The sequence below is a fragment of the Arthrobacter sp. 05L45_2 genome, from assembly GCF_056397525.1.
Window position 1 is genome coordinate 1 of the sequence record NZ_JBFTNO010000076.1, and the last position, 15,695, is coordinate 15,695.

13 protein-coding genes and 2 pseudogenes are annotated in these 15,695 nt (G+C 68.8%); 11 read left to right on the forward strand and 4 right to left on the reverse strand.

Annotated features, from left to right (window positions below):
- From AC1DHD_RS08020 to AC1DHD_RS08035, 4 genes and pseudogenes are all read left to right on the forward strand, one after another.
- Positions 1–134: pseudogene (locus tag AC1DHD_RS08020) on the forward strand (F0F1 ATP synthase subunit epsilon); the annotation flags it as partial.
- Between the two features lie 10 nt (positions 135–144).
- Positions 145–576, forward strand: coding sequence for a DUF2550 domain-containing protein (locus AC1DHD_RS08025; protein WP_476879200.1), 432 nt, complete (start codon positions 145–147; stop codon positions 574–576).
- A gap of 5 nt (positions 577–581) precedes the next feature.
- Positions 582–1,928: an alpha/beta hydrolase gene (locus AC1DHD_RS08030; RefSeq protein WP_476879201.1), complete on the forward strand. Its 1,347-nt coding sequence runs from the start codon at positions 582–584 to the stop codon at positions 1,926–1,928.
- Positions 1,925–4,453: a phosphatidylglycerol lysyltransferase domain-containing protein gene (locus AC1DHD_RS08035; RefSeq protein WP_476879202.1), complete on the forward strand. Its 2,529-nt coding sequence runs from the start codon at positions 1,925–1,927 to the stop codon at positions 4,451–4,453. The genes AC1DHD_RS08030 and AC1DHD_RS08035 overlap by 4 nt, the downstream gene beginning before the upstream one ends.
- Positions 4,454–4,611: 158 nt before the next feature.
- On the opposite strand, the gene AC1DHD_RS08040 is transcribed toward AC1DHD_RS08035, so the two are convergent.
- From AC1DHD_RS08040 to nucS, 3 genes are all read right to left on the reverse strand, one after another.
- Complete coding sequence (locus tag AC1DHD_RS08040) at positions 4,612–4,815, reverse strand: cold-shock protein (protein ID WP_011692441.1); 204 nt, start codon at positions 4,813–4,815, stop codon at positions 4,612–4,614.
- Positions 4,816–5,121: 306 nt separating this feature from the next.
- Positions 5,122–6,360 carry an N-acetylglucosamine-6-phosphate deacetylase gene (locus AC1DHD_RS08045; RefSeq protein ID WP_476879203.1) on the reverse strand — a complete coding sequence of 413 codons (1,239 nt, stop codon included), beginning with the start codon at positions 6,358–6,360 and terminating at the stop codon, positions 5,122–5,124.
- Positions 6,361–6,401: 41 nt separating this feature from the next.
- A complete protein-coding gene (nucS, locus tag AC1DHD_RS08050; RefSeq protein WP_476879204.1) occupies positions 6,402–7,097 on the reverse strand; it encodes an endonuclease NucS in 696 nt (231 codons plus the stop codon).
- Between the two features lie 87 nt (positions 7,098–7,184).
- On the opposite strand from nucS, the gene AC1DHD_RS08055 reads away from it, so the two are divergent.
- Both AC1DHD_RS08055 and AC1DHD_RS08060 read left to right on the forward strand, forming a co-directional pair.
- Complete coding sequence (locus AC1DHD_RS08055; RefSeq protein WP_476879205.1) at positions 7,185–7,544, forward strand: ATP/GTP-binding protein; 360 nt, start codon at positions 7,185–7,187, stop codon at positions 7,542–7,544.
- A 23-nt stretch (positions 7,545–7,567) separates the two neighbouring features.
- Complete coding sequence (locus AC1DHD_RS08060; protein ID WP_476879206.1) at positions 7,568–8,365, forward strand: alpha/beta hydrolase; 798 nt, start codon at positions 7,568–7,570, stop codon at positions 8,363–8,365.
- A gap of 6 nt (positions 8,366–8,371) precedes the next feature.
- Here AC1DHD_RS08060 and AC1DHD_RS08065 read toward each other — a convergent pair whose 3' ends face one another.
- Positions 8,372–9,553 (reverse strand): AI-2E family transporter, encoded by a 1,182-nt coding sequence (locus tag AC1DHD_RS08065; RefSeq protein ID WP_476879211.1) that lies wholly within the window; start codon positions 9,551–9,553, stop codon positions 8,372–8,374.
- A 331-nt stretch (positions 9,554–9,884) separates the two neighbouring features.
- Here AC1DHD_RS08065 and AC1DHD_RS08070 point away from each other — a divergent pair, with 331 nt between their 5' ends.
- The 5 genes and pseudogenes from AC1DHD_RS08070 to AC1DHD_RS08090 form a co-directional block, all read left to right on the forward strand.
- On the forward strand, positions 9,885–11,687 hold the full coding sequence (locus AC1DHD_RS08070) for a hypothetical protein (protein WP_476879207.1): 1,803 nt from the start codon (positions 9,885–9,887) through the stop codon (positions 11,685–11,687).
- A 115-nt stretch (positions 11,688–11,802) separates the two neighbouring features.
- On the forward strand, positions 11,803–12,717 hold the full coding sequence (locus AC1DHD_RS08075) for a co-chaperone YbbN (RefSeq protein WP_476879208.1): 915 nt from the start codon (positions 11,803–11,805) through the stop codon (positions 12,715–12,717).
- Positions 12,717–13,817: an NADH:flavin oxidoreductase/NADH oxidase gene (locus AC1DHD_RS08080; protein ID WP_476879209.1), complete on the forward strand. Its 1,101-nt coding sequence runs from the start codon at positions 12,717–12,719 to the stop codon at positions 13,815–13,817. Before AC1DHD_RS08075 ends, AC1DHD_RS08080 begins: the two co-directional genes overlap by 1 nt.
- 130 nt (positions 13,818–13,947) lie before the next feature.
- Positions 13,948–14,721, forward strand: coding sequence for an ABC transporter ATP-binding protein (locus AC1DHD_RS08085; protein WP_476879210.1), 774 nt, complete (start codon positions 13,948–13,950; stop codon positions 14,719–14,721).
- Positions 14,703–15,695 (forward strand): annotated as a pseudogene (locus AC1DHD_RS08090) (transporter); the annotation flags it as partial. The gene AC1DHD_RS08085 and the pseudogene AC1DHD_RS08090, both read left to right, overlap by 19 nt.

Here is a 15,695-nt window from a genome sequence, read left to right on the forward strand (position 1 = left end):
CGATCGAGCCGGTTTCCGGTGACCGTATTGCTGTAGTTGTCGACGGCGGATTCTTCTCCGTCGACAACAACAGGGTCGTCATTGTTGCTGACAACGCCCAAATGGGCGACGCGGCTACTGCGGGGATCCGCTAGCCCGACCTTGATGAACGTTACTGGTTTTCCGTTCATCATCCTGGCAACTGTTTTTGCGTTGCTGGTTTTTGCACTGTGTCTTTCCGGGGTGCGCCGCTTCAATTTGCGGCGCGCCCTGGGCACGGTGGACGCCTCCATTTGCGTAGCTGGAAACAGCTGGCAGATGGGGGTTTGTCGTTATCAGGACAACGACCTCGAGTGGTTCCGGCTTGCCTCCCTGAGCGTTCGTCCCAAGCATTCGTTCCGCCGCAGCTCGCTGGAACTGCTGGGCCGCCGCGAACCGACAGAATCCGAGCTCGTTAAAGTCCAGCCGGAGACGGTGATCGTAGAGCTTCGCTGTGAGGGCCAGGACGTCCTGCTCGCGATGAGGTTTGATGCCTACACAGGCCTTTCCTCCTGGCTCGAGGCCGGACCGGTCATCGGCGTCGGCACCTGGCGCTAACACCGGTGGGCTTCGCCGAAAGCATCCGGATCGCCGACGGTCCGGTCCTGTGGGCGGCGTGCGCCGCCGGGATCGCCGGCACGCTGTACCTGCTCAGGCCGATCGCCGGCTGGAAGCGTACCCCGGCGCTTCGTGCCGCGGCCGTTCCCGTAGCCGCGCTCGTCCTCGCTGTTGTGCTGGTGCTCGGTGTGCACTGGCTCCTCGTCTACGCCGTGCCCGTCTTCCCCGACGTGCTCCCGCCCGAGGTGCTCCTCTGGGCCGTGCCCGCGGTCGCAGCCCTGCTGTTGGCGGCCTACCGGGTCCGGACGCTGCTGCGAAGCAGCCCCCGGCCCGACCGCGCCCGGAAGGCCACCACGGTGGCGGCGGCCGCCTGCGCCGGCGTCCTCGCTCTGTCCGCCGTGCAGATCAATGCCTATTTCGGCCTGAACCACACCGTCAGCGACCTGACCGGAACGGCCGTCGCACGGATCCAGAACCTGGAGACGGACCTCAAACGGCAACCTGACGACCCTCCGGCCGTCGCACTGGCCGGCTGGAAAGCCCATGGAGCACTCCCGTCCTCCGGGCTGATCCGGAAGGCCACCATACCCGGCACCGCATCAGGCTTCGTCAGCCGTGAAGCCTATGTTTACCTGCCGCCGGCCTACCAGGCGGTCCCGCGTCCTGAGCTGCCGGTACTGGTCCTCTTCGCCGGCCAGCCCGGAGCTCCGGCGGACTGGGTCACCGGGGGAGCGCTGCGGAGCCGGATGGACCGGTTCGCCGCGGCCCACCACGGCGTAGCTCCTGTGGTGGTGGTTGTCGATCCCAACGGCAGCCCCAACGGCAACCTCCTGTGTATGGACAGCCATATCGCCCAGGCGGACACGTTCCTCTCCCGCGATGTCCCGGCCTGGATCCGCGCCACGTTCGCCGTCGCCCCCGAGCCGCGCTACTGGGCAGCCGGCGGATTCTCCTTCGGTGCCACCTGCGCCGTCCAGATGGTGACCAGGCACCCGGACATTTACAGCGCCTCCCTGGCCTTCGCCAGCGAAAAGGAACCCGCACTGGCCAAGGAGCGGCACAAAACCATCGAAGCCTCGTTTGGCGGGGACACCGTGGCGTTCGAGCGGCAGACACCCCTGCACCTGATGCAGTCACGGCGCTATGACGGCAACGCCATCTACTTCGGCGCGGGCGAGCGGGACACGCAGTTCGTTGAGTACATGGACGTCCTTGCCGACGCCGCCCGCGGGGCCGGTTTCACGGTCCAGGAGCGGCTGGTTCCCGGCACCGGCCATTCCTGGGAAGTGGCCGCCCGCGGTCTCCCGGCCGGCCTCGACTTCCTGGGCCGGCGCTGGGGGATCAACCCGTGAGAATAGGCCTTCGGCGCATCGGGCGGTACCTCCGTAAAACACCGTTCTCGCTGGCGTTCCTCGCGGCTTTCCTGGGCGCGGGCGTGRCAACCGGAAGTTTCCTGGCCGGGCCGCCGGTGTCCCTGCTGGGTGCCGCGTCCGTGAGCGCATCCGGGCTGGAAGGCGGGTTGTGGTGGAGCATGTTCACCTCTCTCTTTTTCGCCACCAACCCGCTGGCCTACCTGGCCGCGTCCGTGATGGTGCTGGGCTTGCTGGGCGCAGCGGAACGCAGGCTCGGATCAGTCCGGCTCGCGGTGTTCTTCTTCGCGGGGCAGTTTGCGGCCGTGTCACTGTTCCTGCTGTTGACCCAGCTCGCGCGGTTCGCCGGCGACAACTGGCTGGGCGGGATGGTCGACGCCCGGCTGATGGGGCCTTACGCGGCCATCCTCGCCGTCACCCTGGCCGCCGGGGCGCTCCTCCCGGCCCTGTGGCAGCGCCGGCTGCGGACCGCCGTCGTGGCCGGGTCCCTGCTCCTGGTTCTCTACATCGGCCACCCCGAAACTGTGGTGGGCCTGGCCGGAGCGCTGGTGGGGCTGATGGCCGGCTGGTGGATCCAGGGGGACAAAGGAACCCTGCACCGCCACCGCTCCACCTCGAGGGAGACCCGGAACCTCCTTGCGCTGACGGTGGCGATCTTCGCCGTGGGGCCGATGATCACCGCAACGGTCCGCAGCCCCACGGGTCCGCTGGCGCTGCTGCGGGAGATGGCGCTGAACCCGCTGCCGACCTTGGGGCAACTCGAACGCAGCTGCGGGTCCGGGGTGGACATCAGCTGCCTGGGCGCCGGGCGGGAGGGATACGCCGGGCCCCTGGGCCTGGCCCTGGCTGTGGTGCCGGTGGTGCTGCTGCTGATCTGCGCCGACGGCATGCGGCAGGGCAGGCGGCTGGCGCTGCGGATCGCGGTCCTGGTCCAGCTGGGCGTGACTGCGCTGGCAGCGGTGTACCTGGCCCTGTTTGCCCGGATCCCGCACTACGCCGCGCGTCCRCCCTCAGCAGTCATGGGTTCTCCGGTGGTGCACATCCTGCCGCTGGCGGTGGTCCCGCTGGCCCTCGCGCTGCTGCTGGTCGCCAATCGGCGCCTTTTCCGCGTCGAAACCAGCACCCGGGCACGCCGTATCCTCGGCCTGACCGTGGCGGGAACGTTCGTGGTGCTCGCCGGCGGCTATTCGGCCATATGGTTTGCCGCCGGCGGCCTGGCCCGCGACGGCGGCTGGCTGGGGCTCGCGGCCGAGCTCGCCCGGCAGTACCTGCCGCTGCCCATCCCGGGGATCTACGGCCGGGTCTTCCAGCAGCGCAACCCGGTGGAGGCCTTCCTGTTCGCCGGCTCCGGCATCATCTTCTGGGCGGTGGCACTGACAGGGGTGTGGCTGGTGCTCCTTCGGCGGCACCACGGTACTGACGCGGGATCAGCGGACCGCGGGGTGGCGCGCGGCCTCATCCGGCTGGGCGGCGACTCGCTGTCCTGGATGGCCCTGTGGGAACCTAACAAGTACTGGTTCGCACCCGAATCCCGCGGCGGCGTGGCCTACCAGCGGCACGGCAACGTGGCACTGACCGTGGCCGGCCCCTTCGGACCGGCCCGGAACCGTGACAGCACCGCCGCCAGCTTCCTGGATTTCTGTGGCGAGCACGCGCTGATTCCGTGCTTCTACTCCTGCACCGACGGGCTCTGGCCCCTGCTGGAGGGCAAGGGCTTCCGCCGGGTGGCCGTGGCGGTGGAAACCCGGCTGGCGGTCCGCGACCTGGAGTTCAAGGGCAAGGAGTGGCAGAACGTCCGGACCGCGCTGAACCGCGCGGCCAAGACCGGCGTCGGCGCGGTGTGGGGCCGCTACCGTGACTTCACGCCCGCGCAGCGGGCCCAGCTCAACGAAGTCTCCGAGGAATGGGCAGCGGGCAAGCAGGTCCCCGAAATGGGATTCACGCTGGGCAGCCTGGACGAGCTCGAGGACGACGACGTGCTGTGCTGCCTCGCTGTGGACGGGGATGGCCGGGTGCACGGCGTCACGAGCTGGCTGCCGGTCTTCGACGGTGGCGAGCTGGTGAGCTGGACGCTGGACGTGATGCGCCGGCGCGGCGACGCCTTCCCCGGTGTGATGGAATTCCTGATCGCCTCTGCGGTGCGGGAGCTGCGGGAATCCGTGGCCGTCATTTCGCTCTCCGGTTCACCGCTCGCGGGTGAGGCCGGAACTGCGCCCGTCGGAACTGCGCCCGGCGGGACGGGATCCGGGACAAGTGAGGCGAGTCCCCGCGGGAGCGACGGGCTCGCCGGAATCCTCGACGTCGTGGGCAGGGCCCTTGAACCGGTTTACGGATTCCGGTCACTGGCCACGTTCAAATCACGATTCAAGCCGGAATACCGCACCCTGTACCTGTACTACCAGGACCCGCTGCAGCTGCCGGCGATAGGGCGCGCCCTGAGCCGGGCTTACCTCCCGGACCTCTCCGTCCGCCAAAGTGCACGACTGCTCCGGACGCTGGTGCGCTAATTCGATTRCCGCCGCCAAATACAGGCACGGGATAAAGGGATTCCTGCCGGCAAAGAATGCAGCCAGCCGGGCAATATAGCAAAAAAAATGATCCCCGGCCATAATGCCGGGGATCATTTTCGGGACCGGGCTGCCAATGGTTGCCCTGCCGGGGGAGACTAGACCAGCGTCACGCCGGTTGCCTGGGGGCCCTTGGCGCCCTGGCCGATCTCGAACTGAACGCGCTGGTTCTCGTCGAGGGTCTTGAATCCGCCGGTCTGGATCTCGGAGTAGTGAACGAAGACATCGCCATCGGAGTCATCCGGGGTGATGAAGCCGAAGCCCTTTTCAGCGTTGAACCACTTGACGGTTCCCTGTGCCATTTAATTCTCCTCATTTTGGATCTAGAAGCAGCCCGGCGCACTTTGCACCGGGCCGGGTCACTCTGCGAGAAGAACCTTGGCTTCGGTCCGGTTTGAGACCGGACCTGGCGGCAGGAGCTTCACGCTCGCAACACGTCTTGCGAGCATGAAAAACACCTACACAAAGACTTGTCTAAGAATTTCATGGCACCTCCGTGAGGTCAACGGGGCCGGGACATAATTCCAGAAATTTTATCTAAAGAGTTCGTGAACTACTTCCCGGCACTGGAAACAAACCCTGGAGAGCGCCGGCGCCGCAAAGACGGATTAGGAAAGCGGGGCCAGCCATTCCCCGCGGCGCATTACCCGGGAAAGGTGAAGTCCGGAATTTACGACGACGGCGTCCGCCCTCAGTCCGCGGCGTAATGAGCCGAGCTCGGCCGCCAGGCCGAGGACCGCGGCGGGAACCGCTGTGGCCGAGGTGACGGCATCTGCCAGGGGTACGCCGGCAGCCACGGTGCGCCGCACGACCTCGAGCAGTGTGGCGGTCCCGCCGGCGAGGGCGTCGCCCCGGTCCAGGCGGGCGCTTCCGCCGGTAACGGTAACTGCGGCCCTGCCCAGGCTGTAGTGGCCGTCGGGCAGGCCCGCGGCGGCCATGGAATCGGTCACCAGGGCGATGTTCGCCGCGCCGGCCAGCTGGAATACGGTGGCCACCACGGCGGGGTCCAGATGCACGCCGTCGGCAATCAGTTCGAGTACCGCCCCGCCCGAGGCCGCACTCCGCAGGCACGCCGCCACCGGCCCCGGCGCCCGGTGGTGCAGGGGCGGCATGCCGTTAAAGAGGTGGGTGACAGTGGGCCTCGTGCCGCGGGACCCTTCCCGCCTGCCCCGGGATTCCAGGGCGACACCTGCCGCGTGGAGGGCCGCCGTGGCTGTCGCGTCGTCGCAGTCCGTGTGCCCGAGAGAGGGAACCACGGCATGCGAGGCCAGCGTTGCCACCAGGTCCTCCGCCCCCGGGAGTTCCGGCGCAAAAGTCATCGAGGCTAGTGTGCCGCGGGCGGCCTGCAGCAGCCCGGCGAGGAGCTCCGGATCGGGCTCGCGGAGGTGGGCCGGATCCTGTGCCCCGCAGCGGGCCGCGGCGAGGAACGGGCCTTCAAGGTGGATTCCGGCCAGCAGGCCCCCTTCCGTCAGTGCGGCGTGCAGCGCCAGTCCCCGCAACAAGGAGCCGGGTGCGGCGGTGACCAGGCTTGCCAGGAGCGTGGTGGTCCCGGACCGGTGCAGGAAGTCGATGGCCTGCCGCGCCTGGTCCTCGGTGCCGGCCGGGAAGTCACCGCCGTGCGCGCCGTGGCAGTGCAGGTCAACCAGTCCGGGAAGAATGAAGTCTCCGGGACCGAGACGGAATTCAGGCGCGTCACCGAAGCCGGCGGCGGCGCCGTCGAACCCCGAAGCCRGTCCGGCGTAAGCGATCCTGTCGGCCTCCACGGCGACGGCGGCGTCGGAGAGCACGGCACCGTCGCTGACCATGGTGCCGAACAGGAGCTGCCGGCCGGCCGGAACATGGTTCATGGTCAGAGTCTAAGGTGCACCCGGCTGCAGGGTCAGCGGGCCTAGAAGAGCCGGGACTCGCTGTCGTCCACGCCGCGCATGGCGTCGTAGTCCAGGGTCACGCAGTCGATGCCCCGGTCATTGGCCAGCACTTTGGCCTGGGGCTTGATCTGCTGGGCGGCGAAAATGCCGCGCACGGGGGCCAGCAGGGGATCGCGGTTCAGCAGTTCGAGGTAGCGGGTGAGCTGCTCGACGCCGTCGATATCACCGCGGCGCTTGAGCTCGATGGCAACAGTGGCGCCGGTGGCGTCGCGGGCCAGGATGTCCACCGGGCCGATGGCCGTGAAGTACTCGCGGCGGATCAGCGAGAAGCCTGCGCCGAGGGTCTCGATCTGCTCGGCCAACAGCCGCTGCAGGTCTGCCTCAACGCCGTCCTTGATCAGGCCGGGATCCAGGCCAAGTTCATGGGACGTGTCGTGCAGCTGCTCGTGGATGTTGATGATGAGCCGGTCGTCGGTCTTCGCGGACTRCACAGTCCACTGCTCGACGACGCCGACCTCGACGTCCACCTCGTCCGGCGTGGACACCCGCAGGTTCGCCGGGGGACTCATCCAGTTCAGCGGCTTGTAGGAACCGCCGTCAGAGTGGACTAGGACCGAGCCGTCGGCCTTGACCACCAGGAGCCGGGTGGCCAGGGGGAGATGGGCTTTGAGCCGGCCGACATAATCAACGGAGCAACGGGCTATGACTAAACGCACCCGGTCAACACTACCGTCTGTTGCCCCGCATGCGGGTGCCTGCGGGCCCGTTGCCCGGCGGGCACGGCTCTGGGGCAGAATGGAGCTATGCCCCGTTCCAACCGACCCCGCCGAGCCGTGTCCGGGAAAGCTGCCTCCGGGAGGGGCGCCGCAAAGGCCGGCAAGCACGCCGCGGGTCCGGCGCCGGAACTGGATCTGGAACGCGCCCGCACCGGGATAGCCCGGCGGGAGAGCGCCCCGGACGGGGAATGGATGGTCCGCTCGATCTCGGCCGGGCGGGCGGAAAAGACCTATATCTGCCCGGGATGTTCCACGGCCGTGCTGCCGGGCATCGCGCACCTTGTGGTCTGGTCCGAGGACCATATCTTTGGTGCCGCGGCCGGCCTGGCCGAACGCCGGCACTGGCATTCGAACTGCTGGACCTCGCGCAGCTACAAGTACCGCTGAGCGGCTTCGCTAAGCTGGAGGGCATGACTTTCGACCCCGCGTCCTACGTGTTCAGCCAGCCTTCCGCGCCCACCGCAATCCGTGCCTCCACCGTGCTTCCGGCGCGCCGCGAGAATGTTGAACTCCGCACCGCGGACGGGCACCGGCTGGTCGGCGAACTCGCTGTGCCGGAGTCGGGGGAGATCAAGGCAACGCTGATCACCCTGCACCCGCTGCCCACGCATGGCGGATTCATGGATTCGCACGTCTACCGCAAGGCCTCCTACCGGCTCCCGGCGCTGGCCGGCATTGCAGTCCTCCGGTTCAACACCCGCGGAACCTCCTCGCCGCGCGGAACCAGCCAGGGGCAGTTCGAGGAAGGCATCGGCGAACGGCTGGACGTCGAGGCTGCGGTCCGTTTCGCCGTCGACCGCGGCCTGCCCAACCGCTGGCTGGTGGGGTGGTCGTTCGGGACCGAGCTCGCCCTGATGTACGGCGCCGCGGAACCAGTGGCCGCCGAAATTGAGGGCGCCATCCTGCTCTCGCCCCCGCTGCACCGGGCTACCGACGTCCACCTTAAGGAGTGGGCAGCCTTTGGCAAGCCGCTGAAGGTGCTGGTCCCCGAGCACGACGACTATCTGCAGCCGGATGCCGCGGCGCAGCGCTTCGCCCTGGTGCCGCATGCCGACGTCGTGGGCGTCGACGGCGCCAAACACCTCTGGGTAGGCGAGAAGTACGCCGGCCGGGTGCTCAACGAGATCGTGGACCGGGTGCTACCCGGGGGAGCGGCGACGGCGCTGCCCGAGGAATGGGACGGCCCGGTCGCCACCGCCCACGCCTGAGCGGGGTTAGTGCTTGTCCTGCCGGACGATGAAGATCTCCTTGACCAGCAGCATGATCGCTGCGGCCGTGGGAATGGCGATCAGGGCACCGAGCACGCCGAGCAGGCTGCCACCGGCGATGACCGAGATGACGGCGACTGCGCCGGGCACGGCAACGGCCTTCTGCATAATGCGCGGGGAGATGAAGTACGCCTCGAACTGCAGGTAGGCGAAGTAGCAGATCGCGTAGACCACGGCCGTCTGCCAGCCCGCCGTGAGGGCAATCAGGGTGACCAGGACACCGGCGATCATGCCGCCGACCAGCGGGATAAAGGCCAGTAGGGCCACAACGAAGGCCAGCAGGACCGCAAACGGAACGCCAACGATGGACATCACGATGAAAGCGAAGGTCGCATTCAGCAGGGCGACACAGACCTGGCCGATGACGTAGTTGCCGACCGAGCCGGTGATTTCCTCCGACAGCGCCTCCACCCTGGCCCGGCGGGACCGCGGAGCCAGCCGGTAGCCCCACTTCTTCATGGACGGCATGGCCGAAAGGAAGTAAAGGCTGAGGACCAGCACGATCAGGGCACCGAACAGGCCGTTGGCCACTGTGGAACCGAAGCCGACCACTCCGCCGAAGATCCCGCCCATGGCCTCCGGGTTGTTGACGAACTTTTCGAGCTCCTGCGAGATCCGGTCCCGGACGCCGAACTGGCTGTCGAGGGAGCGGAAGAAGTCCGAGTCGATGAAGTCCTGGATCCAGTGCGGCGCCTGCTGCACAATCTGGGTCACCTGCTGGACGATCGTGGGGATCAGCGTGGCAAAGAACCCGGCGACGGCCAGGGCCAGGACGGCGACGGAGATCAGGATTCCGACCGGCCGCGGGACCTTCTTGCTTTCCAGCCAGCGCACCACGGGGTCCAGGCCGAGCGAAATGAACAGCGCGGTGACAATCCAGAGGAGCAGTTGCGTGGTGTTGGAACCGATCCAGTAGACCAGCAGTGCCGCGCCGACGCCGACGGTGCCCATGAACCCGACGTACAGGGGGTGCTGGGCCGACAGTCGGGGCCCCGGATCACCAAAGCGGGCCGTAGATTCCATGTCCGACCCGGCCAGCACGTCTTCGTCCTGCTCCGGCGGCATCTCGAACCGCAGCCGGGGCTGTGCGCCGGGCAGCGGCTGGCGCAGGCGGCGGGCCATCGACATCAGGATGCCTGCAGCGGCCGCCCGGGGGCTGGAAAGCGTGGGAGTGGGCTCAAGCGGCGCCTGTGGCTGGCTGCCGGATTCCTGGCCTTCGGTGTGTCCGGCGGGGGACGACCCGGTGGATTCAGTCACTGCGTTGAATGCCCTTTTTGTCGGTAAATTCCCTGCAAAACCGCGGTTGCGGGCCGGGTGTGATGATCACCGCAAACACTATCAGCAGCCTTGCGAACTCGCGGGTTTCGGGCGCCCGGCGACGCGGGACCGGGGCTTGACAACGCCGCCGATCTGACTCGCAGGTAACAAAACGGTTACTCTTAAATCTACGTGTCCGCTGATGATAGGTAATATTTTGCGTTTCAAGACTGCAGTTGCACTTGTGCTGCTCGGCCTCCTGACACTGCTGGCCGGAATAGGCCAGAAGACGGTGTGGGCTCCGGCCGACACTTTCACCGCCACCGCGCCGACGGACGGCAAGGCCGCTCCGTTGACCGTCTTCGACCAGAAGCTGCGCACCCTGCACGGCGGCACGGTGAAGATCCATGTCAAGGGCGAAGGCAACTTTATGCTTGCCGCCGGCCGGCCGGATGACGTCGATGCGTGGGTCGGCAAGACCGCGCACAACACTGTCTCGGGAGTCTCCAGCGACGGCAAGTCGCTGCAGCTTGACCACACCGACGGCGACGCCGCCGCGCCCTCGCCGGCCGGCTCAGACCTGTGGGTGACCACGGAGAACGCCAGCGGCGACCTCGATTACACCTGGACGGCCCCGGCCGACGGTGACTGGTCCCTCCTGCTGGCCGCGGACGGCAAGAAGCCGGCTCCCGCCTCGGTCTCCATGACGTTCCCCAATGACACCTCCACACCGTGGGCCATCCCGCTGATGGTCCTCGGCGGGCTCCTGATCATCGCCGGCGGGGCGCTGCTGGTGCTCAAGCCGGGGCAGCGCAAGTCCGACGACGGCGGGTCCGCCACCGGCGGCCGCCGCAAGGAAAGCCTCTTCGCACGCCGGGCCCGGGCGCAGGCTGAGGCCCGTGCCGGGGCACGCGACGCCGGTGCGACCCCCGGTGAGACTTCCGCGCCCAAGGGCGCCGTGGAACGCGTAGCGGCCGGCGCCCCGGCCCGCCGCCGGTCAGCCGCGGCGGTAGCCCTGCTCACCGCCGCGGCCGTGGCGGGAACGGGCGTTGCCGCGCAGGCCAGCCAGACTCCGTCTCCGGCACCAAGCAGCTCCTCCTCCGCGTCCGCCGCGGCTCCCGATGCACCGGTCCTGCTGGACGCGCAGTTCCGCCGCATCCTGGAGCAGGTCTCCAGCGCCGTGGATGCCGGCGACGCCGCGAAGGACGCCGACAAGCTCGCCTCGCGGGTTGGGGCTACCGAACTTGAGGTGCGCAAACAGAACTACAAGATCCGCTCCAAGGTGGGCAGCTACGAATCGCGTATGCCGGTGCGGGCCACCAAGCTTCTCACCACCGTGGTCAGCAACAAGCGTGACTGGCCGCGTTCCGTCCTGGCTGTCACGCAGGGCGACGGCAACGTGGTCCCGCAGCTGCTGACCCTCGTGCAGGCCTCGCCACGGGAGAACTACAAGCTGGTCGGCGCGACCCCGCTGCAGCCCGGCACCACGTTCCCGGGCATCAACCGCGGGGGTACCGAAACGCTGGCCGCATCGGACAAGTCCGGCCTGCTGTACAGCGGTCAGGAAGCCCTGTCCGGCCTGGGCGACCGGCTGACCAAGGCCGACTCGGCGTTCAAGGACAAGCTCTCCGAGGGCCAGTCGTCGCCGTACATCGCGGACACGCTGGCGTACCAGAAGGACGTGGTGAAGTCCGGCGCCAACGGCAACTTCTCCTTCAGCCACAAGGTGGTGCCCGAGGACACCGTGGTGTTCCGGACGGCCGACGGCGGTGCCCTGGTCCTGGGGCGGTTGGACTTCGCCTTCGACGGCACGCCGAAGAACTCCGGTGACAAGCTGACGATCGGGAACGACGCGGCAGCCCTGGCCGGCGGCAAGGAAACCAGCACCGGAATGGTCCTGAACTTCGCCGAAGCCGTGGCCGTCTACGTGCCGCCGACCGGCTCGAAGGATTCGATGAAGCTGGTCGCCGCCACCCGCGGCCTGGTGGGCGCGAAATTCAAGTAGTCCCCACAGGGACCTGACTGCCCGGCACCACCAGCCGGCAAACCACCCAGCAACGACCGGGCCGCCTCCGCGGCCCGGTCGTTGCTGCATGGGGCGGAGTGGATAGAGTGGAGCCATGACTTCGCCAGCTTCCCGTCCGGTCCCGCCGGCGGCCGCCAGCCCGCTCAACCTGCGGGGCGCCGTCGACCTCTCCTCCCTCAAACAGCGCCCCGCGCCGCCCGCGGGTGGCCGCCCGCCGGCCACCGGAAGCGGGGCAACCGGTGCGGACACCGCGGAGGGCGGTGGTCCGGCCGGAGCGCCGCTTCGCGTGGACGTCACGGAGACCAACTTCCAGGAACTCGTGGACCTTTCCGCGCAGGTTCCCGTGGTGATTGCGCTGTGGGCTGCCTACTCGCCGGGCTCATCGCAGGTTGTGGACGTGCTGGAGCAGATCGTCGAAAGCTACGAGGGCCGGCTGGTCCTCGGCGCCGCAGACATCGAGGCGTTTCCCCAGCTTGCGCAGGCCTTCCAGGTGCAGGCCGTTCCGACCGCCGTCGCCGTGGTCAAGGGCCAGCCCGTGCCGTTGTTCCAGGGCGGTGCCGAGGAACAGCAGGTGCGCAGTCTCTTCGACGAACTGCTTAAGGTTGCGGCCGCCAACGGGGTGACCGGCAGGATCGGCGCCGGCGGCCCCCGGGCCCCCCGGCAGGCGCTGACGGAGATGCCGGCCGACGCCGAGGCGAAGGCCGGGCTGGCCCAGGTGGAGCTGATGGGCCGCCTGCAGGCGCTCTCCGCGGACGAAACGGACGCGCTGCGCGGCCGCGCCGCCACGGAGCCGGACAACCTGCAGTCCCAGCTCGCCGTCGCGGACCTCGACATCGCCGGGGGTCACGTTGAGGACGGCCTCGGCAGGATTGTGGCGTTCATCGGCCGGAACTTCGGGCCGGAACGCGAGACTGCCCGGGTGCGCCTGCTGGAGCTCTTCGACGTCGTGGGAACCACCGACGAACGGGTCGCCAAGGCCCGGCAGAACCTCGCGCGGGTGCTGTTCTGATGGGGTCCGCACTCTTCACCCCGCTGGACCTGCGCTCCCTGCGCCTGGAACACCGCGGCTGGGTCTCGCCGATGTGCCAGTACAGCTGCGACCCGGACACCGGCGAGGGCGTGCCCAACGACTGGCACCTGATGCACCTGGGGTCCTTCGCCACCGGCGGGGCCGCCCTCATCTTGACGGAGGCGGCCGCCGTGAACGCCGCCGGCCGGATCAGTCCCCGCGACGCGGGACTCTACAACGATGCCCAGGCCGAGGGCTGGGAACGGATTGTGGCCTTTGTGCACAGGAACGGCTCCGCCAACGCCAAGATCGGCACGCAGCTGGCGCACGCAGGCCGCAAGGCGTCCAGCTACTGGCCGTTCTCGGGGAAGGCCGGCACGGTCCCGGCTTCTGAGGGCGGCTGGGACACCGTGGGGCCCGGCACCGGCGCCTTCGACGGCTACGCCCCGCCGTCGGCCATGACAACCGAAGAGATCGACGGCGTGATCGCCGACTTCACCGCCGCCGCGGTCCGCGCCGTAGACGCCGGCTTCGACACCATCGAACTGCACGGCGCCCACGGTTACCTGCTGCACCAGTTCCAAAGCCCGCTGGTCAACGACCGGACGGACCACTGGGGCGGCGACGAGGACGGCCGCAACCGCCTCACCCTCGCCGTGGTCGATGCCGTGCGGGCGGTCATCCCTGACTCCATGCCGTTGCTCCTCCGGATCTCCGCGTCCGACTGGGCGGAGGGCGGCATCGACGCCGAAGCGTCGGTGCGGCTGGCCCGCGCCGCCGGGGAACACGGCGTCGACCTTGTGGACGTCTCCAGCGGCGGCGCCRTCGCCCATCAGTCCATCCCGGTAGGCCCCGGCTACCAGACCGGATTCAGCGCCCGGATCCGGCGCGAAGCAGGGGTCCGCACAGGCACCGTGGGGCTCCTGACCTCCGCGGGCCAGGCCGAACACGCCGTCGCGACCGGGCAGGCGGACGGGGTGTTCATCGCCCGGGCCGCGCTGCGGGATCCGCACTGGTGGCTGCGCGCCGCGTTCGAACTGGGCCACGACCTTGCCTGGCCGCCGCAGTACGAGCGGGCCATCCCGCGGCACTCTTTCTAGGCCCGCCCGGACCCCGTCAGGCTGCCCGCGCCGCCCCAGCATTCCGGCGCGGGTAGTCCGAAGGGATGAGCCTGCGAAGTACTACTTCCGGAGGACCCGCGGCGGCGGCGCCGGCGGTTAGTCTAACGACATGACTTTCCAGACGCCGCCCGTCCCGGCGCTGGCCCTGCGCGGGCTGGCCAAACGCTTCGGCACGAAGATCGCCGTCGACGGCATCAGCCTCGACGTTCCGGCCGGCTCCTTCTACGGCATTGTGGGCCCCAACGGCGCCGGGAAAACCACCACACTGTCAATGGCCACCGGCCTGCTCCGCCCGGACTTCGGTACCGCGCTGGTGCACGGCACGGATGTCTGGCAGCACCCGCACGCGGCAAAGAAGCTGATGGGGGTGCTTCCGGACGGGGTCCGGCTCTTTGACCGCCTGACCGGCGAACAACTGGTGACCTATGCCGGACTGCTGCGCGGTATGCCGCGGGACGTGGTGGCTTCCCGTGTGGCGGACCTGCTGGCCGCGCTGGACCTGGAACAGGACGGGCGCACCCTCGTCGTGGACTATTCCGCCGGTATGACTAAAAAAATCGCCCTCGCCTCCGCCCTGGTCCACGCGCCGAGGCTCCTGGTGCTGGACGAGCCGTTCGAATCGGTGGACCCTGTTTCCGCCGCCAACATCCGTGACATCCTGGACCGCTATGTCGCATCCGGCGGCACGGTGATCGTCTCCAGCCACGTGATGGACCTTGTGCAGCGGATGTGCGACCACGTCGCCGTCGTGGCCGGCGGGCGGGTACTGGCCGCCGGCACCACCGAGGAGGTGCGGGCCGGGCAATCACTGGAGGACCGCTTCGTGCAGCTGGTCGGCGGCCGCAGCCGGACGGAGGGACTCGAGTGGTTGCGCACCTTCTAAGGCTCAAACTCACCCTGCTGCGCAACGGACTGCGGCGCAGCCCGTGGCAGCTGGTGGGGCTTGGTATCGGGGTGCTCTACGCCCTGGGCATCGTCGCGCTGGGCGTCACCGGCCTGCTGCTCCTGCGCGGGGCCGACGCCGGGACCGCCCAGACGGTGGTGGTGCTTGGCGGTGCCGCCGCGGTGCTGGGCTGGGGCATCATTCCCATCGTGGCGTCGGCGGCGGACATGACGCTGGACCCGGCCAGGTTCACCACGTTCGCTGTGCCAATGCCGCAATTGCTGGCCGGACTGGCAGTTGCGGGCCTGATCGGCATCCCGGGCGCGGCCACGACGCTGGTGGCCCTGGCCACCGTAGGCACCTGGTCCCGCAGCGTCCCGGCTGCCGCCGGTGCCCTTGCCGGTGCGGTCCTCGGTGTGCTGACGTGCGTGGTGCTCTCCAAGGTGGTCACCGCCGCCACGGCCGGCCTGGCCAGTTCGCGGCGCTTCAAGGATGTCAGCGCGATCGCTTTCCTCATCCCGCTGGTGCTGATGGGGCCGATCGTGGCCGGCATCGCCCGGGGGATCGCGGGCTCCGCCGGCTTTATGGCCGAGCTCGCGGCGTTCGTGGCGTGGACCCCGGCCGGGGCAGCCTGGGCCGTGGGCGGCGAGTTCGCCGCCGGAAACACCGGGGCGGCCGTCCTCAAGCTGCTGATCGCAGTGCTCTCCCTGGCCGTCCTGGCCCTGTGCTGGAAGGCGCTGCTGCAGCGGGCCCTTGTCACGCCGCCCTACGCTGGCACCGCCAAGAAGAAAGCGTCCGGGACCGGTCTCTTCGCCCTGGTGCCGGCTACCCCCACCGGGGCTATCGTGGCACGCTCGCTCAGTTACTGGCTGCGCGACCCCCGGTACGCCGGATCCATGGTGGTGGTGCCGCTCCTGCCGGTGCTGCTCTGGTTCCAGGCCAGCCAGACCGGGGTGTACGGCATGTTCCAGCTC